This window comes from uncultured Maribacter sp., assembly GCF_963977385.1.
GTDB lineage: Bacteria > Bacteroidota > Bacteroidia > Flavobacteriales > Flavobacteriaceae > Maribacter.
In genome coordinates this window covers 49,850-69,202 of the sequence record NZ_CAXBOU010000005.1, presented here as the reverse complement: position 1 = coordinate 69,202, position 19,353 = coordinate 49,850, and the positions used below count along the sequence as shown (strand labels likewise).

General features: G+C 34.0%; 20 protein-coding genes. 4 read left to right on the top strand and 16 right to left on the bottom strand.

Going from position 1 to position 19,353, the window contains the following annotated elements:
• Positions 1 to 19 precede the first annotated feature (19 nt).
• The 4 genes from AAC084_RS07770 to AAC084_RS07755 all read right to left on the bottom strand — a co-directional run bounded on the left by AAC084_RS07770 (position 20) and on the right by AAC084_RS07755 (position 3,439).
• Positions 20 to 643: a hypothetical protein gene (locus AAC084_RS07770; protein ID WP_339839122.1), complete on the bottom strand. Its 624-nt coding sequence runs from the start codon at positions 641 to 643 to the stop codon at positions 20 to 22.
• Between the two features lie 167 nt (positions 644 to 810).
• Positions 811 to 1,221 (bottom strand): response regulator, encoded by a 411-nt coding sequence (locus AAC084_RS07765; protein ID WP_339839120.1) that lies wholly within the window; start codon positions 1,219 to 1,221, stop codon positions 811 to 813.
• Positions 1,222 to 1,632: 411 nt separating this feature from the next.
• Positions 1,633 to 2,718, bottom strand: a complete 1,086-nt coding sequence (locus tag AAC084_RS07760) for a sulfatase-like hydrolase/transferase (RefSeq protein ID WP_339839117.1) — start codon at positions 2,716 to 2,718, stop codon at positions 1,633 to 1,635.
• A gap of 499 nt (positions 2,719 to 3,217) precedes the next feature.
• Positions 3,218 to 3,439 (bottom strand): hypothetical protein, encoded by a 222-nt coding sequence (locus AAC084_RS07755; protein WP_339839115.1) that lies wholly within the window; start codon positions 3,437 to 3,439, stop codon positions 3,218 to 3,220.
• A gap of 485 nt (positions 3,440 to 3,924) precedes the next feature.
• On the opposite strand from AAC084_RS07755, the gene AAC084_RS07750 reads away from it, so the two are divergent.
• Positions 3,925 to 4,155, top strand: coding sequence for a hypothetical protein (locus AAC084_RS07750; RefSeq protein WP_339839112.1), 231 nt, complete (start codon positions 3,925 to 3,927; stop codon positions 4,153 to 4,155).
• Between the two features lie 39 nt (positions 4,156 to 4,194).
• On the opposite strand, the gene AAC084_RS07745 is transcribed toward AAC084_RS07750, so the two are convergent.
• Complete coding sequence (locus AAC084_RS07745) at positions 4,195 to 4,512, bottom strand: ethanolamine ammonia-lyase light chain EutC (protein WP_339839110.1); 318 nt, start codon at positions 4,510 to 4,512, stop codon at positions 4,195 to 4,197.
• Positions 4,512 to 4,670, bottom strand: coding sequence for a hypothetical protein (locus tag AAC084_RS07740; protein ID WP_339839107.1), 159 nt, complete (start codon positions 4,668 to 4,670; stop codon positions 4,512 to 4,514). The genes AAC084_RS07745 and AAC084_RS07740 overlap by 1 nt, the downstream gene beginning before the upstream one ends.
• A 515-nt stretch (positions 4,671 to 5,185) precedes the next feature.
• Between AAC084_RS07740 and AAC084_RS07735 the strand changes: the two genes are divergently transcribed.
• Complete coding sequence (locus AAC084_RS07735) at positions 5,186 to 5,401, top strand: hypothetical protein (protein WP_339839104.1); 216 nt, start codon at positions 5,186 to 5,188, stop codon at positions 5,399 to 5,401.
• 398 nt (positions 5,402 to 5,799) lie between these two features.
• Here AAC084_RS07735 and AAC084_RS07730 read toward each other — a convergent pair whose 3' ends face one another.
• On the bottom strand, positions 5,800 to 6,075 hold the full coding sequence (locus tag AAC084_RS07730; protein ID WP_339839102.1) for a hypothetical protein: 276 nt from the start codon (positions 6,073 to 6,075) through the stop codon (positions 5,800 to 5,802).
• A 6-nt stretch (positions 6,076 to 6,081) separates the two neighbouring features.
• Positions 6,082 to 7,179 (bottom strand): MraY family glycosyltransferase, encoded by a 1,098-nt coding sequence (locus tag AAC084_RS07725; RefSeq protein WP_339839099.1) that lies wholly within the window; start codon positions 7,177 to 7,179, stop codon positions 6,082 to 6,084.
• 509 nt (positions 7,180 to 7,688) lie between these two features.
• On the opposite strand from AAC084_RS07725, the gene AAC084_RS07720 reads away from it, so the two are divergent.
• Positions 7,689 to 9,053, top strand: coding sequence for an exonuclease domain-containing protein (locus tag AAC084_RS07720; protein WP_339839096.1), 1,365 nt, complete (start codon positions 7,689 to 7,691; stop codon positions 9,051 to 9,053).
• Positions 9,054 to 9,448: 395 nt separating this feature from the next.
• On the opposite strand, the gene AAC084_RS07715 is transcribed toward AAC084_RS07720, so the two are convergent.
• From AAC084_RS07715 to AAC084_RS07685, 7 genes are all read right to left on the bottom strand, one after another.
• Positions 9,449 to 10,858 (bottom strand): MBL fold metallo-hydrolase, encoded by a 1,410-nt coding sequence (locus AAC084_RS07715; protein ID WP_339839094.1) that lies wholly within the window; start codon positions 10,856 to 10,858, stop codon positions 9,449 to 9,451.
• A 69-nt stretch (positions 10,859 to 10,927) separates the two neighbouring features.
• Positions 10,928 to 12,667, bottom strand: coding sequence for a sulfate permease (gene sulP, locus AAC084_RS07710; protein WP_339839091.1), 1,740 nt, complete (start codon positions 12,665 to 12,667; stop codon positions 10,928 to 10,930).
• A gap of 54 nt (positions 12,668 to 12,721) precedes the next feature.
• Positions 12,722 to 13,066, bottom strand: coding sequence for a TfoX/Sxy family protein (locus AAC084_RS07705; RefSeq protein WP_339839088.1), 345 nt, complete (start codon positions 13,064 to 13,066; stop codon positions 12,722 to 12,724).
• 3 nt (positions 13,067 to 13,069) lie between these two features.
• A complete protein-coding gene (locus AAC084_RS07700) occupies positions 13,070 to 13,843 on the bottom strand; it encodes an SOS response-associated peptidase (RefSeq protein WP_339839085.1) in 774 nt (257 codons plus the stop codon).
• A 27-nt stretch (positions 13,844 to 13,870) separates the two neighbouring features.
• On the bottom strand, positions 13,871 to 14,656 hold the full coding sequence (locus tag AAC084_RS07695) for an aldose 1-epimerase (RefSeq protein ID WP_339839082.1): 786 nt from the start codon (positions 14,654 to 14,656) through the stop codon (positions 13,871 to 13,873).
• A complete protein-coding gene (locus AAC084_RS07690) occupies positions 14,649 to 15,944 on the bottom strand; it encodes a M20/M25/M40 family metallo-hydrolase (protein WP_339839080.1) in 1,296 nt (431 codons plus the stop codon). The genes AAC084_RS07695 and AAC084_RS07690 overlap by 8 nt, the downstream gene beginning before the upstream one ends.
• Positions 15,945 to 16,021: 77 nt before the next feature.
• A complete protein-coding gene (locus AAC084_RS07685) occupies positions 16,022 to 17,263 on the bottom strand; it encodes an FtsX-like permease family protein (protein WP_339839078.1) in 1,242 nt (413 codons plus the stop codon).
• A gap of 3 nt (positions 17,264 to 17,266) precedes the next feature.
• On the opposite strand from AAC084_RS07685, the gene AAC084_RS07680 reads away from it, so the two are divergent.
• Positions 17,267 to 18,502, top strand: coding sequence for a DUF1343 domain-containing protein (locus AAC084_RS07680; protein WP_339839398.1), 1,236 nt, complete (start codon positions 17,267 to 17,269; stop codon positions 18,500 to 18,502).
• On the opposite strand, the gene AAC084_RS07675 is transcribed toward AAC084_RS07680, so the two are convergent.
• On the bottom strand, positions 18,491 to 19,345 hold the full coding sequence (locus AAC084_RS07675) for a sterol desaturase family protein (protein ID WP_339839076.1): 855 nt from the start codon (positions 19,343 to 19,345) through the stop codon (positions 18,491 to 18,493). The genes AAC084_RS07680 and AAC084_RS07675 overlap by 12 nt on opposite strands.
• Positions 19,346 to 19,353 lie beyond the last annotated feature (8 nt).

Here is a 19,353-nt window from a genome sequence, read left to right as displayed (position 1 = left end):
TATACTGATTTCAAGCAATTTACAGACTAACTACAGGGGTGGGAATAGTAATCTCACCTACGTCTTTAATTTTTAGTGTGGTGTACATCACGCCTTCTCCTTTTAAGCTTGTTTTTAATTGCAAGGCATTTTGACCAAATTGATCTTCTACGGGCTGAAATGCTGTATCAACCGAATCGTTCCTGTTATTTTTTACAATAACATGGGTAACCATTAATTCTTTACCTAATACTATTACAGTTTTTGTGGATAGATTTTGTAGCGGAACGCAATTACTTCTATTATCTATAAAGCAAGGTTTTGGTGGCATTGGGCCTTTCGCTCCAATAGGTTTTTTAATGAAGCGTAAAGATTCATTAAATCTTTTCAATTTTTCAATCTCCTCTTGTATATTTTCTATTTGTTCCACAACTCCCTTATTGCCGTTTTCAAATTCGGCTGCAAGTTTCGTCTTTTGTAGTGCTAACCTTTTAATCTCGATTTCAGCACTTGAATAATAGATTTCAATTCCGTAGAGATAGTCATTCTCTTGAATGGCTTCTGTTTTAGCCGCTACAGCGATTAGGTCTTCTTGCAATGTTTTATCCTCATTACTACAGGAAAGCAGAATAAAAGAACTCATTACGAATGTAAATAATGTCATTTTTTTCATTTTATGTGTGATTAGTTTATCCTTTGTCACATAAAGCTATTAAATGTTAACACATAAATGGCAGAAAATTTATTAACCGTATAAAAATTGATACCACAATTACGACCTATAGCGTAGAAATAGCCAATTTCTTTAAAATAAAAGATTGCCAGACAGATTTAATTTTCATCCTTTATGATTCCATTTTGAAATATAGATGCAAGCTTCGACTCTATTAAAGGTTTTGAGATAAAATCTCGTACAAAATCATAACTTTTCCCTTTTTCTATTTCTTGCAAATCAAATTGTGAACTTACAATATATACCTTGGGCTTATTCGTAAACGATAATTTATTAAACTCATCTAAAAACTCCCAACCATTCATTACTGGCATATTCAAATCTAAAAAGATAATCTCGGGTAGGGGTTGCCCTGTATTTAATAATGAAGTAAGATTTACCAACGCCTCATAACCATCTTCATACACTAGTATATTAGAACCCACAAAATTGTTGTGGTTCAATAATACTTTAGTTCCGTAGACACATATGGGGTCATCATCAATAATACAAACTGTGTCAATTTTCATAAGCCTATAATTTCCTTTTTCAATTTTTTTACTAAGCAATCAAGTATGTTAATATTTTTAACAATATAAAACTTACAAAAATTTTTCCAAAGTAAACAATTATATATGTATAATCTAGCTAAAATTCCAAGAAATAAGTTAAACGGTGCATATTGATAATTTTTAGCTTAACAAATTGATAAATATATACTTATGACATCCCTGTTATAAATTTATAAAAATGAAACTTTTGCTATTCGCCTTCAAGAGAGGAGTAATATGTGAATCAATTCGATTAAAATCAATTGTTTGGCACAAAAAAATAACCGATACATCATAAAATGTATCGGTTATCAACTTATTAAATCTAACACTAGACTATTGGCAAAGATGTGCCAAAATGCTTGTATAGCGTTTAATAAAAAATCAAGGCTATTTTAAATCGAACGGTTTCGCCGGCATTTTTTTAGTGTCTATTTTCATGTTCAGTGTCTTTAAAACCGTTGGTGCGATTTGAGAAGTATATAACTGTTCATTGCTTGCTTCACCTGTAGCATTTACATTTGGTCCTAAAATAGCCATCCACGTTTGTTCGGCACCAGCAACATTAAGACCATGACTGGTCCATTTAGAAGCTTTTTCTACACCTTCACCTCTACCATGATCGGTAGTGATAATTACATAAGTGTTGTCTTTATAGAACGAGTCATTTTGTACGTACTTCCATAAATCTTCAATCAACGAATCTGTATTTTGTAATGATTGTATGTAAAAATCAAAACTACCATCATGGGCAAAATCATCAGTTTCACCATAAGAAATGTATACTAATTTCGGATGATTCTTTTTCATGTATTCTTTTGCATAATGATGCGTAAAAACATCTAAACGCACACTCTCCCAAATAACAGGCGCCTGGCGTTGCATCTCGTTCAAAAACTTTTCACGATCGTTTAAATCTTCGGTAGCATTCATATATCCTGCATTCACAGGTACTCCGCTTCTCTTATCATTAATGATAAACGGAAAAACATCCCAACTTCCAAAACCGGCGACTTTACCCTTATATGCTTCAGAGTTGTTCGCCATTTCTAAAAAGGTAACATTCTCGTTATATATTTTGTCATTACTATCAATGTTTATATCATCTGCCATACCCGTTAGAATCTCGTTATAACCAGGGTATGAAAACATCATTTTATTGGTAAGATTCACTTTGCTCCCTTTATTTCGATTACCATGCAACTGACCTTCTTTAGCGATTGTATTCCAAAAGAAAGGCATAAGTAATGCTCTATTTTCTTCAGGGGATGTACCAACATATTTTTCGGTCAACACATCCTTATCCTTGGTGTAGTCACTATGCAACAAATTAGTGTCGATGCCCGTAAAAACATCTTGCCAACGAACTCCATCTAGCGTTATCACAATAACATTCGGGTTCTTGTCTTGTTGCGCTTGCATTGATAGCGATGCAAGTAAAACCATAAATAGTGATTTTTTTAATAGTGTTTTCATAGGTAGTTTAATTTTTAGTATTAAATAGTTGTTTTCAGACCAATTATATCAGTTTAGCTGTTAATCATGTTATAGTATTCTCCAAAAATAAGTAGTTTTTGACTGTAATCTTTATGATGCCTCATGAGACAATCAATTTCTTTTTAAATATCTTCTCGGTGGTATTAGTTGTTGGCTGTTCCCTGTTGATTAAAAGTAAATTTCTGAAATTTTCAGTTATTAATAATTATAAATACGATGTGAGTTGGTCGATACTCTTAAGAAGCTCAATTTTTGAAGTAACTCCCATAAAATACAACACATTACTTTTTAGATAAAATAACTACTAGTACTACCGGATTATGGTTAATATAATTTTTCATATAGAAACTAGCATTGTCTACGAAATACTATTTTAAAAAAATATACCTTAGAGACTTCCGAAATACTTACTCCCTTAAAAACAATCCAATAAATTGAAGTATATAGTACTTATTTTCTTTAACATCCCTAAGATTCTCTAAATTATCTGCATTGGTAAAGGCATCGAGATTGTAAATATAATAGTTGGATACCTATTCAAAAATCCTCTATTTACGTGTGCACCTTTAAAACCTGAAATAATGATAGAAATACTATCATTTTCAATAATCATTAGATATTGTTTCAAAACATTAACGATTACATCAAGGGTAATATAAGCATCGGACATTACATCTATTAATAGTTGTATAGATTTCATTCTTAATCTGCCCTAGCGCTATAATTTCTTTTAATGGCTCTAGGTATAACCGTTGCAATGTTCTATTCTCATTTACTTCAGTTAATTCATTTGCTACCAACAGTTTAGCATCTTGCAAAAAAACGTCCACCTCAATTGATTGTACCTCAGCAGCAAAAGCAATTCAAAAGTGAATATTCTGCACATAATATTTATGGGAATGCACTTTTAATTCTTGAGCTAGTCAAGAACATATTCTTAAAACAAAAAGATATGTAGGGAGAAGTGTTTTTATATTCATAGTAACAAAAGTTTGAAATAATATTTTACTTTTCAAAACCTAATAGCAAACTTGTAACCTCCAAATTTCAAAGAAAAAAATCATATTTGTTTTAAGCTAAGGCCAAGGAAAGATTATGTTTTTGGAATTTTGATGATATCTATCCATAGAAGTAGGTTTGTCGAACCTCTTTTTTATTTACTTTTGACCACGACCATTACCAACCATGACCGAAAATATAAAACAAATGTTCAGTAAAATGAACGACGAAACTCGCCAAGAAGCCCTAGAATGCTTAATGACAGAGTTTAACCAAGAAAGTACTAAACAGATTAGGAAAAACTGGATTATAGGTGGTCGTATTCCTGAAGAACATCAAGAACGTATAGTTCAAATTTTTCAGAATTTTCTACGCACTCAGCTGTTTAAAATCAATGAGATCAAGGTTAATTTCTAAAACGTGAGCCTTTAAATTTATTTCAAAGACATCTTTCGTTTAATTATCTTTTTTGTTTTCAAGAAAATCCTCGATTTCAATCTTTAGACCTACACCGCTAAGGTTTATAACGAAAGACCTTTCAATAAAATGCTTCAATAAAGCGGATGCTTGTTTATCACTTAAACCATCTGAATGAATATTAGAAATACAATTTCGGCGTTCATCGGCAAACCCTAATTCTGGTCGGTAGATTGTATAAATACCCATAATTTCTGGTGATGAAAGGCCAGGCCGCTCCCCAATAAATACAGCTACAAAATCTACTTGGCATAGCTCTGCAACAGCATTCCCAATAGCAACCTTACCTTGTTCCACTAATGCAATGCCAATAAAGTCGATTGATTTAAACCGGCCGGTAAACCATCTAAAACTATAAAGGCATTTTTATTTACCGCAGTAGCGGATAAGCCATCTGTAATTACGAATACAATATTTACTTTTTTAATGGCGTGAATACCGTTTGAGCTTGCCAATTTGCGCCTAAATCAAATATCAAAGTAGTGATATTACTAATCACCAATATGAAAAGACCAAAAATAAACCGACACATTATGAAGATGCATCGGTTACTCAACTAACTCAAACTATTTCTAAACTCACTACAAAGATGAGTTCATTTATTAAATTCAAGTTTACCTAAACATCAAGGTAACTTTAAATTCGACAATTATTTATTAGCTAAGAATTCTTCTTTGCGTAAGGACCTAATTAGTGTAGCTGTAGCTATTTATAAGTTACACAAATCAATATCAACGCAAAATTGGGTTTGACAATACATTCTAGCAACTCTTCATTTAACGAAGTATTACACATAAAATATAAATCAATACTCTTCCGTAATTACGGATTAAAGTTATTAACAATCGTTAGTAATAACTTTAATAGTGCATTTCATCGAATAAAACAAACTTTTCGTCGTTGATGAATAAAGTTTAAATATTTTCGGAATGCGTTAATTTTTCAGCCACACAATTATATTAGTATTTACATGAAATTGAAATTATCTAAAACCTTTTTTGCCCCCTTAGCAGCCATAATTTTTCTTTTAAGTTTATCTTCTTGTGGAAAGGATTATGACCTAGTTTCAGAATACGTAGTACGTGATGCTAATAAACAAATTCAATTAAACAATATTCAAGACAACAAAAATGTGAACGTTTCCGTCGTGAATGATTTTACTATCACCGAAATTAAAAAAAAGTAGGAAATACAAGTGTTACCACTAATGTAACAGGGCAATTTCTTCAATCATACTTCCACTCAACACCGCAAACTAAATCAGCTATTACTTTTTCGCTCAGGCTTTGAAGGTGTACAAGTATCTAAAAGAAATACGATTACCAATACATCAACAGTTTTGATATAGTAACAGGATTTACATTGCCTATTGGATGAAAAGCGATGATATTTCACTAAAAGGAAACTTTCTTCGGCGTACCTTCTGGGAATATAAAACTAAGAATTGCGCTTCTTATAAATATTGCTTTAGTATTATAGCTTTTATGGGTATCGATGTTAGAGGTGTGCTTTATTGGCAATTTTAAGGTGATATTGGACCAAGACGATCTGTTTGACGCATAGAAAATCACACCTTAAACATGTTTATTTAACCTTATGTTCTTTACCTCTACTCATTTCATCATCCCTTGCATTATCAGAAATATTTTTCTTTGATGATAAAGCCTTAAATTTTTCGCTTCTAATTTGAGCAATATTCTGATTCCGGGTTTTTAAAACAGATTTTGTTCTGCTCGAATCATCTTTATTCACAAATTGTATAACGCGCTCTTCTCTTTTTTTACTTAAAGAAATGCTTTCGGTATCTCCTTCAGTTTTTAAAAACCCATATACTTTTGATTTTGAAATCTCAACAACCATCTCTTCTTACTTAAACTCTTCAAAGACACTTAAATAGGGTAAAAGATAGAGTACACAACCAAACGATACGACAACAATTAAATTTAAATTTATCGGTAAATTAATCGTAAAATAGGTTATTATAATTAGCGTAAGATTACTTGCCAAAAGAAATAAAGTAGCTTGTTTGTGATTGAGTCCAAGACGTAATAACCTATGATGAATATGGTTGTGATCAGCCACGAAAGGACTTTTCTTCTGAATCATGCGAACTATAAAAACTCTTAGTAAATCGAACAATGGATAGGACAAAATAGCTAATAATAATATGGAAGAATTTTCTGAGTTATAAAACTGAACATTTTCAGGATTAATATTCATGAACTTAATTCCTTGATAGGCCAATAGAAAACCTACAATCAAAGAGCCACCATCTCCCATAAATATTTTGCTATCGGCAGATAAATTATATTTCAAAAAACCCATTAAAGACCCTATTAGAATCGCAGACATCAACGTCATTACATAATTGTCAGCCATATAAAACATAATCCCAAAACCAAGGCTTGCTAAAATTGAAATAGAGGCAGCTAAGCCATCAATACCATCAATTAAGTTAACGGCATTTATCACCAATACAAAAACGAAAATTGAAAAAGCTATAGACGCAAAATATGGAAGCTCCTCTATTCCCAATAATCCATGGAAATCAGAGATTCTTACATCTTGTAGAATACAGACCATAGAAACGGCAATTATCTGAATTACTATCTTCTTTTTTGAGGTCATTAGCACGATATTATTCTTAATCCCTAAAAACAATAAAATAATAGTTGCAGACAGCATAGAGAGCAAGTGACTCAATTCTAAAACTGTATTTTTCAAAAAAGGAACAAATAGTAAAAGTGTCAGCGAAAATGTGATAAACAAACCCATGCCTCCGAGGTTCGGTACTTTATCAGTACGAACCCTTTTATCATCAGGTTCATCCATTAAGTTTTTTGTTTTTGAAATATTAATTATAACAGGATAAAGGTTAAGCCTTGTAGCCATTACATATGCAAGAATTGCCGAAGTAATAGTTAAGAAAGGTAAACTATACAGTATCTCTTGGATTGAATCCATTTAATATTTAATTGCCTTTCATAAAAATCACCATTGAGATTTTTATGAAATTGGTTTATGTTGGTTCTAATTTTTTGGATTAATGACTACGTAAAATTTGGGGAAAAAAAGATAAATTTTCTTTTCTCACGATAAAACTAGGGCCTAAGTTTATCAAGTTTAGGATCTCTCGATATGATGCAGGCAAAATCGTTGTTCGGCACAATCCCTTATTTCATTTTGTTTATCGCTGAACAACCATCTAAAAAGAAACTTTTAAGCTCTTTTAAGTAATGTAAATTAAATCTTACAACTACTTCAAACGCCGATGTAAACACTAAAGAATTTACCCCTAAAACGATGTAATTCATATGTATCTTTGAAATCTTTATTTTTATAAATAGGATTTATAATTTTATCCTAGACAGGATGTCTTACATAAATTACACCACCTGTTTACCAAACTTGATAAACACTGAAATAATCTATCTAATTCGCTAACTTTACCTACCTAAATTATTTTATAGTACTTGTATACCATTATAGACATAGAAACTACCGGAAACGGCGTAAAAGGAAATAAGATAACCGAGATATCAATCTTTAAATATGATGGTCATGAGGTTATAGGTGAGTACACTTCATTGGTAAATCCGCAATGTGAAATATCTTCTTTTATTACCAGTCTTACAGGAATTGATAATAATATGGTGCGAAATGCACCCCTTTTAGAAGAAATTATTCCGGAGATCGAAGCAATTACCAAGGACACCATTTTCGTTGCACATAGTGTGAACTTTGATTATAACGTCATCAAAAATGAATTTAAGCAACTCGGTCATAATTTCTCAAGAAAAAAGCTTTGCACTGTACGTCTTTCAAGAAAATTATTACCAGGCTATAACTCATACAGTCTAGGTAAATTAACAGCAGCTTTAGGTATCCCTTTAACTGACCGACATAGGGCAAGAGGTGACGCCCATGCTACAGTATTACTATTTCATAAACTCTTACGGGCAGAAAATGCAGAAACTGTTTTCAAGTTATTCTTAAATTCGAAATCGCAAGAAGCTACCCTACCACCTGCCCTACCTAAAGAGGAATATGATAAACTACCCAGCACGCCCGGTGTATACTATTTTAAAGATGAAAAAGGAAAAATTATTTATGTAGGTAAGGCCATAAACATTAAGAAGAGAGTTCTTGGTCACTTTTACGATAAAAAAACAAAAGAGATTACACTTTGCTTGGAAACAACATCTTTAGATTTTGAAGAAACTGGAAACGAATTAATCGCTTTATTAAAGGAATCTGCTGATATAAAACACCTTTACCCTAAATATAATAGTGCACAAAAAAGGTCGATACAGCAATATGGAATTTTTAGTTATGAAGATCGTAACGGTATTGTTCATTTAGCATTCAATAAAATAAAAATGACTCCTAACCCACTGGCTATATGCTATAGCCCGACCGAAGCTAGACAGTATTTAGAAGCGTTGTGCAACACATTTGAGCTCTGCCCCAAATATTGTCACCTACAGGAAAATGTTACGAGCTGCTCTCATTATAAGATTAAACAATGCAATGGTATATGCTCTGATTTAGACCTAGTTGATGATTACAATGAAAGAGTACAAGAGGCCTTAAAAAGCTTAAAAGAGATTCAATCAGATTTAGTTATAAAAACTAACGGCCGAAATGCCGAAGAGAATGCCTTTGTTATTATTCAAGAAAACAGTTACGCTGGTTACGGATTCGTACCCAAAGAAACTGCTATAGAACATATGGAAGATTTAGAGACCTTTATCATTCCTCAGAAAAATACATTAGAGACACAACGTATTGTAGAAAGCTATATACGGAAAAATCCCAATGCTATTTTTTTGTTTTAATAAGTAAAAAACACCTGCATTACTCCTTCATTTTTTTATACATCATAATAACAAAAAGCAACCACACCATAAACACTATGGATATTATTATTGAATAAATGAGAACGAACTCCACTACTTTTTATATTTGAGATAATTCATAAAACCTAGAATAGTTGGTGCCCAAAATGCAATAAAAATAGCATCCAATTTCCTTCCCGATAAAAAAAGAACTTCAGATACGATAATGATTGATAGTACTACCAAAAGCATTATAACATTCATTATTCCAATACGATCAATAAAATTTTTAAACATCACTATAATTCAAATCCTCCTTAAAGGCATTAATTAATATTATTTCTCTTAATACATATAATTGTATTAAACCATCTCAACGTTTTAATTAATTTATTTTATAACGTTGTGGGGCAAACATAATCTGTTGTACGGACACCTTCTTTCTTCAGTGCTCCAAAGCCACCTTTCACATCTATTAAGTTATGTATACCACGGCTTTTCAAAATAGAAGATGCAATTACTGATCTATAGCCACCAGCACAATGGACTAAAAAATTCGTTTTTTCTGGAAATTCAGTCAAATGCTTATTTAATTCACTTAATGGGGTGCTTTTAGCCTCCAAAACATGTTCACTTTTAAACTCCGCCTTTTTTCGAACATCAAAGACCCCAATATCATTACTGTCCATCATATTTTTAGCTTCGGCCGCACTTATAGAGGTGATTTCATCAATCTCCTTACCTGCAGATTTCCATGCCTCAATACCTCCTTTTAAATACCCAATGGATGCATCAAAACCTACTCTAGACAACCTTGTTATCGCTTCTTCTTCCATACCATTTGGAACCACAAGTAACAATGGTTGTTTTGTATCGGCAATTAAAGCACCTACCCACGGTGCAAAATCACCATTTAGACCAATGAATATTGATCTAGGAATGTGACCTTTCACAAACTCGTCTTGATGCCTAACATCCAATACTAGTGCTTCAGTTTCATTCGCCACCAATTCAAATTCTTCAGGTGCTAGACCTCTAGTACCACGATCCAAAACTGTTTCAATATCTTCATAGCCCTCCTTATTCATTTTTACATTCAAAGGAAAATATTTTGGCGGTGGTAATAAACCGTCTGTAACTTCTTTAACAAACTCTTCTTTGGTCATATCGGCCCTAAGAGCATAATTCATCTTCTTTTGATTACCCAATGTATCGACCGTCTCTTTCATCATGTTTTTACCACAAGCAGACCCTGCCCCGTGTGCAGGATAAACAATAACATCATCTGACAAGGGCATAATTTTATTTCTTAAACTTTCAAATAAAGTACCTGCCAGTTGTTCTTGGGTCATATCGTCAGCTTTCTGTGCCAAATCGGGTCTACCTACATCACCTAAAAACAAGGTGTCGCCAGAAAAAATAGCGTGGTCTTTACCATTCTCATCTTTTAATAAATAGGTAGTGCTTTCCATAGTATGACCAGGAGTATGCAACACTTTAAAAGTAATTTTACCCAACTTAAACTCTTGACCATCTTTGGCGATAATAGCTTTAAAAGAAGGATTAGCAGTTGGCCCATAAATTATAGGCGCGCCCGTTTCTTTCGAAAGTGTAACATGGCCACTAACAAAATCAGCATGAAAATGAGTTTCAAAAATATATTTGATCTTTGCTTTGTCGTTTTTCGCTCTTTTCAAATAGGGTGTAACTTCACGCAAAGGATCTATAATAGCTACTTCTCCATCACTTTCTATATAATAAGCTCCTTGAGCTAAACAACCTGTATATATTTGTTCTATGTTCATACGTCACTACTTTTAATCAATTTCAAAATACTACCTGACCTTTAAGGTACAAGATTTTATTCAACTCGGCTATCGTTTTATTTTAGCCATTCTACTATTTTCATAAGCTACTTTGGCTGCCAGTAACGAAATCTCATTAGGGTTATCATAAAAGTCTACCGCCTCTTTTGTTTTTACGAATAAAAACTCTCGTTGTAATTCTTTAATAATACCTGTATTGAAAATAATATCTCGTGTTGGCCCAATTGCACCAGCAATATAAAATTGAATACCTCTTTCACGAATATCATGAATAAGTTTAGTCAACATATCTGCTGCGGTGGCATCTATATAATTTATAGATTCTGCATTAAGAATAATTCCCTTTAAATTAGGGCCTTTTGCTCTCATATGTTTTAAAAGCTCCTTTTTAAAAAATCCGGAGTTCCCAAAATATAATTGTGAATCGAACCTAACAATCAACAAATCATCTCTAACTACAACTTCATCGGCAAATCGAATCACATTTTTATAATAGTCGGAATTTCCAATATTGCCGATCTCAACAAAATGCGGTTTAGATGTTCTATATACCATAAGTAATAGTGAACATAAGACACCGATTAAAATACCTTGGGTAATTCCCATAAACAAGGTTATAAAGAACGTAATTAGCAATACGAAAAACTCATCTTTTCTATTAAACCACAGATGTTTACAGTATTTAACATCAACAAGCTTTACCACTGAAACCATAATGATACTTGATAATATAGCATTAGGCAAGTACTGAAATAATGGCGTTAAAAATAGCAATGTAAGTACTACTAAGACCACACTGAATATAGCAGACAAATTCGTTTTTGTACCCGCATCATAACTTATCGCAGACCTCGAAAAACTAGCAGTTACTGGATAGCCTTGAAATAGCGAACCCACAATATTAGAAGTACCCAATGCTATTAATTCTTGATTAGCCTTAATCGTATCTTCTCCCGTCTTATCCTCAATGGCCTTACCGATTGAAATTGCTTCCAAATAGCCTACAAGAGCCAAGGCAATCGCTATAGGCCATAATTGCCGTATATCATCCAAATTCAAAGTAGGAATAACAATTGTGGGCAATCCACTTGGTACGCTTCCAACCAATTTAACTCCATAGGTTTCCATTTGAAATAAGTAAACCGCTAAAATTCCTAATACCACGATTATCAAAATACCGGGTATATTCTTATTCCATTTTTTAAAAGCTAATAATAAACCAATACCCACGATACCAATTCCGAAATCGAACCAATTTATATCACCTAGTTTGTAAAAAACATTAAGCATTGTTTGATAAATTTTGTTGCTACCTACAACCGAAATTCCCAATAGATGCTTCAACTGACTTAACACAATAATAATTGCAGCTGCGGAAGTAAAACCGCTAATAACAGGTTTGGAAAGAAAGTTGACCAAAAAACCCATTCGAAGTATACCCAATAGTAATTGAATTGAACCAACCATGAGGGCCAAAACAACCACCATTTTTATGTAGTTCTCTACCCCTGTAATCGCCAATGTCCCAAGACCAACTGCAACCAACAACGAATCCATCGCTACTGGCCCAACGGCAATTTTTCTTGATGTTCCTAAAAACGCATACGTAAGTACCGGAAACAATGAAGCATAAAGACCATGCACTGGAGGTAGACCTGCTATCATAGCATATGCCATACCTTGCGGCACTAAAACAATACCAACAGTAAGACCTGCCAGTAAATCTTTAATAAAATAAGCTTTCTTATAGGTAGATACCCAGTCCAGAAAAGGCAATAGATTCCTCACGAAGTAAATTTAATCATTTAAAAGTGCTTAGAATAGGTTTTAAAACCCCTAGTCTTATGGGTTGAGTAATTTATTGAACTCCATAGCTTTTATAACCCAAAAATATAAGTCATCTTCGCTATCAAACCCATCCGGTCCAATAAACAAAAATCCGCGTGTAGGCTTTCCTGTAAAATCCATTGGCTTACTACCTGGCAATTGCAATAACGTTTCATAATTCAATTTTCCGACCCGTACCATCAACTTATCCTCCTCACTTTTCTTATCAAATAAAATACCAATACACATTTTTCCATTGACCATAAATGTGAGTCCGCCCATCATTTTTTTCTCCTCAATTTCACCTTTACCTTTTAATCGTTGACGAACACGATCCGCTAAATACTCGTTATATGACATCAATTAAAAATTTAGTTCTTCAAATTCCAGTTCTTTATATTGAATTTCATCAGAAATAGAAGCTACATTTCCCACGTAATTTTTACCTCTTAATTTACGTACCGTGTGTGCGTCAAGTGCCACATAAGTATCAGACTCCAGTATTGATTTAAGCTCTTTTTCAAAATCCTGATTTGAATCTAACCACTGCTCCTCCGTCTCGCTAGAAAGCATCAAAGGCATACGCGGTTCTTTTAATTTCGGATTGTTATGAATCTTAGACATCATACTGTTCCCTTTTGTAGTTACAATTGAAAATGAGTGAATGATACCACCGTTATCTGGATTTATCCATTCAGACCAAAGTGCGGCAAGTGCTAAAGGTTCATTATCTTTTCGATGAATAAAAAAAGGATACACCCCATTATTAAAATGATGATGTTCATAAAACCCATCAACATAAAGAATACATCTTTTCTCGTTTGCAGCATCTCTAAATGCCGGCTTTTCGCAAATGGTTTCTACCCTTGCATTTAATGTGCTATTCCAAATTTTTTTCTGTTGCTCAACGCTATTTACCCAATGTGGTATAAGTCCCCAAGTAGCTACTATAGGGTAAAATGGGTCTTCATTGGTATAAATCAATACCTCTGGATGCGAAAATCCTGATGCATGATGAAGGGGCAAATCTGTTAGTGGAGCTAATTTTTCAATAATTTCTTCTATCGCCTTTACATCTTGATTTCTGGTCGCTCGTTTTAATTGGGCCTCTAAACTGGCTTTTATATCGTAACACATTTCTCCGACATTTAGGGTGAATTAAAACTACATTGGTTTCAATACTACTTTAAAATGCATCGGCTTATTTCCCAATTGCATAAATCCGTCTGCCAAATTTTGCTGTTTCACTGCGTAAGGATAAAAAGTAATTGGCTCTATGCAAACCATATTTGGGACTTCGGTCCAAAGCATAAAATGTTTGAATCCTTCCGTTGAAATTTGCAACTTCTTTTCATCATTTAAACTAATGACATTTGTGTCTGGCACTTGCAATGCTCTATTGCCTACAGCCATAACCTCATCTATTGAAATTTCCTTATTACCTACCGAAATCATTGGGGTTTTTGAATGAAGCATAAAAGCAGGGTGGTACCCCAACATAAATGGCATTCCTTCTTCGCCAGAAATTGTAAAGGTTATAACTAGCTCATTATCTTTAAGTTCGAAGATCTTTTTAAATTCAAAATCATAAGGCCAACTAAGCTTTTCAGCGGTCGATTTTGTTGGATATTTAGAATTCGGCACTTCATTGTTTGCACTGTACTTTTTACTAAACACAGCCTTACTTGCGGCACTTTCTGTCAACACATAACGCATCTCTCTAAGTAGGCCATGTTGGTCTTGTGTGGCATGACCCTTTGGTGTATGTACCTTAAAACCCGCTTCATTCGTTGGCCCAATGATAGGAAACATCTCTGTATCAACATTACGCCAACCGGGATTCCCTTTTTGATGCATAAACTCGTACCCAGAAACTTGGTAACCTACTAGTTCACCCGCTTCAATAGTAACATTTTGATTTCCGAACTTCAGTGTAGTTGTATTACTCATTTATCAATCTATATATTAATAATGCCGTTCTTTTGGTAAGAGCTTCAATCGTATTTAAATTAACCGTTTCTTCTGGTGTATGGGCAGCATTCCCCATAGTTCCTAATCCATCTAAACAATCTACATATTCAGCAACAAATGAGGTATCTGCAGCTCCTCGTTTACCCGGGTCATAAGCTAAAACTTCACCTTGATTCAAATCTAGGCTAACCTTATTCAATTTTACAAGCAATGCCTCGTTACCTTTTGTCGGCTGCATGGCAGGGTAACTATCTTCAAAAGTTACGGTTGCTGAAGTATGCGGTAAATTCTTCGATACCACTTCTCTCATTTTATCTCGTGCGCGTTCTTTTTGCTCTTCGGATATAAATCTAAGTCCACCTCGAACTTCTGCTTTTTGTGCCACCACGTTCGTTTTACCAAAAACAGTTCCTTTACTCGTCATTTCATCGAACTCAACAAAAGTACCACCAAGCAACGTTCCCGGATTAAAGGTCAATAAATCTTCCCCTTTTACATCGGTATAAAAACCATTTAAAATTCTTGACATTTCAAAAATGGCCCCTGCACCGGTATCTTCACTAAATATTCCTGAAGAATGTGCTCGTTTACCTTCCACTACCACTTTCCAATCAGATGAACCTCTGCGCGCTACGGTGGCATAATTAAACCCGGTTGAAGTTTCAAAACCTAAAGCAATATCACTTCTTTTGGCGGCTGCAATTAAATCTTTCCGACTTTCTTCTAAAGGGTTACCCGTACTTTCTTCATCTCCAGTAAAAGCAACAATTATCTGAGCATCTTTCAAAAATCCGTTTTCTTTCAAAGCTTTTAATGCATAAAGTATAATAACATCGCCACCTTTCATATCATTACCTCCTGGAGCATGTGCGATAGAATCATTGACCATTTCAAAAGTCTGAAACGGACTATCTTCTTCAAAAACGGTATCTAAATGACCTATTAGCAGTAATTTCTTTCCTTTAGAACCTTTAGTCTCCGCAAATAAATGTCCGGCTCTGTTCATTTCTTCCGACATCGGTATCCATGTAGTCTCAAATCCGATTTCTTCAAAAGCAGTTCCAAATTCTTTACCTACTTTTTGTATTCCTTTTAAGTTTAAAGTACCACTATTGATATTGACTACCTTTTCTAAAAAGGAAATCGCTTCAGTGTTATTCTGCTCAATATTTTTGATGATTTTCTTTTCGTTCTTAGTTAGTTTTTGGGCATTTACGATGACCATGAACAAAAGAAAAATTTGGGTAAGAAATAATTTTTGACGCATCTAATGTGTTTTACATCAAATTTACCAAAAAGGGGTTTAATGAAAGATTAAAAATGGAATTAGCTACTGAAAAACTATTACTCGAATCTAATAGCTTTAACTGGGGTTATTCTTGTTATAATATAAGATGGAATCAACAACATTAATAGACAAAGGAGCAACACTCCAATATTTAAAAGTAGAATTGTACCTAAATCTATACTTACTGGAATGTATTCGATGTAATATTCTTTTGGGTTAGGGAATTTGAACATTCGAAACTTCTCTTGCAAGAATATAATTCCAAGACCGATTAGGTTACCCCAAAAAAGACCAACACCTATAAGATAGGCTGCATTATACAGAAACACTTTTCTAATACTCCAGTTGGTCATACCTAAGGCTTTTAATATACCAATCATTGGTGTTCGTTCTAAAATTAAAACTAGAAGGGCCGTTATCATATTTATACCACCAACAATTATCATGATACCAATGATCAAAGCGATATTGAAATCGAAAAGACCGATCCATTCAAAAATCTTATAGTATTTGTCCTTTATCGATTTAGTGTCTAAGCTTGCAACCGTTTCGCCATATATTTCATTACTTTTTTCATCGATATCATCGAAGCTATTCAGAAATATTTCAAAATTACCAACTTCGGTATCCGTCCATTTATTCATATGTTGAATATGACGTATATCAACAAAAATGTAAAGCCCGTCAATCTCTTCAAATCCGCTATCGTAGATTCCGGTTATCGTAAATTTTCTTTGGTTCGGTATTCTATCGACTGCATCATCCCGAAGAAAAAAGGTAAAAAAAGAATCACCTACTTTTAGGTTCAACCGATTTGCCATTATTTTCGATATCAACACATCTGAATTCAGTTCGCCACTATAATTAGGCAAAACTCCGTCAATCAGAAATTCTTCAAATGGTGCCCAATTATAATCCTTACCAACACCTTTTGCAATAATACCCTCAAAAGTTTCTTCGGTTCGTATTATACCCGCTTTTGTAGCTACAGCTTGTATATGAACAATGCCGTCTACCATTTTAAAGTCTGGGTAAAATTCTTGGTCAGTACTTACCGGAACCACAGAGACTTCAGAATTATTATTATCGTAATTGTAGATTTGTACGTGACCGTTAAAGGCAGTTATTTTTTCTCGAATCTTCTCCTTTAGACCTAGTCCGGTCGCAATGGCTATTAACATCATGATGACACCAATAGCAATTGCGGCAATTGCTATTTTTATTATTGGTGCGGATATACTAATTTTATGCTCCTTACCCTTTATAAGCCGTTTGGCGATAAAATATTCTAGATTCAAATGATGTTATTATTATCCAATTTCAAAAGTACAGTTTTATTATGGTTTTTGGTATTGGCTACCTGCGGAAACGAAACCGAAAAGGAAGCTTCTACCACAACACCAAATGTTGAACCACAAATTGAAAAAGCCGAAAAAGAAATAATAGTTGCCGCCAACAGAACGGATACTTACCTCCCATTTTTAAAAGGAAAAAAAATAGGCATTGTTGCCAACCAAACAAGTGTCATTTTTAAATCTGGCGGTTATACACATTTAGTAGATTCTTTGCTTTCTTTGGGTGTCGACATCAAACATGTATTTGCACCAGAACATGGATTTAGAGGTGATTTCGATGCAGGTGAACATGTAAATAATAGTACCGACACAAAAACAGGACTAGAATTAATATCTCTTCACGGCAAAAACAGAAAACCAATTCAAGAACAATTGGAAGATTTAGATTTGGTGCTATTTGACATTCAAGATGTTGGTGTTCGCTTCTACACCTATATTGCAACAATGCAATTAGTAATGGAAGCATGTGCAGAAAAAGGAATTTCGGTGATGGTTTTAGACCGACCAAACCCTAACGGACATTATGTAGACGGACCAACCATGGAGACAGCACATACCTCGTTTTTAGGAATGAACGAAACCCCATTGGTTTATGGCATGACGATTGGAGAATATGCTACCATGATTAATGAAGAAGGATGGCTAGAAAATGGAAAAAAAGTCGATTTGACCGTCATCCCTTTAGAAAACTGGACACATAAGAGTTTCTACAGTTTACCAATTCGCCCCTCCCCTAACTTACCTAATGATACTTCTATAACGCTTTACCCTAGCCTCGGCCTTTTTGAAGGAACTAATGTAAATGCAGGTCGTGGTACAGAATTTCAATTTCAACGGTATGGCGCTTCATTTCTTGACAGTAAGGTGTATGATTTCACGTATACTCCAGAACCAAATTTTGGGTCAAAGCACCCAAAGGAAGAAGGAAAACTATGCTATGGTGTAGACCTTTCTACATCTGAGCGAATGAATGAAGTAACTATGGATTATATCATCGATGCTTACAACCATTCTACAGATAAAAGTGCCTTCTTTCTAACCAGTGGGTTCACCAAGCATGCTGGCACCGATAAACTACAAACACAAATAACAGCGGGACTTTCTAATGCTGAAATCAAAGAATCGTGGCAGCCCGATTTAGATAAATTCAAAAATATTCGCAAGAAGTATTTACTTTACTAAAGGTTGTTCTTTAATTGTATCAGTAGTAGGCTTTCTGTATTTTACAAATGGATATTTTAAGAGTGAGCTAATTTTTCCATTTGCGACCTCATCAGGAAAAGTGTCTACACCATAGACAATTTTCTCTCTATCTAAATGTATGTAGGTCCCAAATAAACGGTCCCACCAAGAGAAGATATTCCCGTAATTACTATCGGTATAAGGCAATACATAATGGTGATGCACTTTATGCATATCGGGGGATATGATTATATAACTTATCGCTTTGTCTATACTTTTTGGTAATTTAATATTGGCATGATTAAACTGTGATAATACCACCGATAGACTTTGGTATAGCATAATAACACCAATAGGAGCCCCTATAATAAACACACCGAATAAGGTGAAAAAATAACGAATTAAACTTTCTAAAGGGTGGTGTCTATTCGCGGTAGTCGTATCAACATTATGATCTGTATGATGTACCAAATGTACCATCCATAAAGGTTTTACCTTATGCTCTACCCAATGTGCCAAATACGCGCCAATTAAATCTAATAGGGCGACACCTAAAAAAACATAGGCCCATAAAGGCATTTCTGGTAACCAATTGATAATTCCAAAATCATTAGCAACTGCCCAATCAGATGTTTTTAAGAGCAAAAAAGCCAATGGAAAATTAATTATAATTGTAGTTAATGTAAAAAAGAAATTAGGTAAGGAGTGCTTCCATTTGTCATAGCGACCATTAAACAAAGGAACAATACCTTCTAATATCCAAAAGAAGGTTATACCTCCTACCAAAATCAATGAACGGTGAGCAGCCGGTATGGTTTCGAAATAAGATATGAGTTGTTCCATGTAGTAAA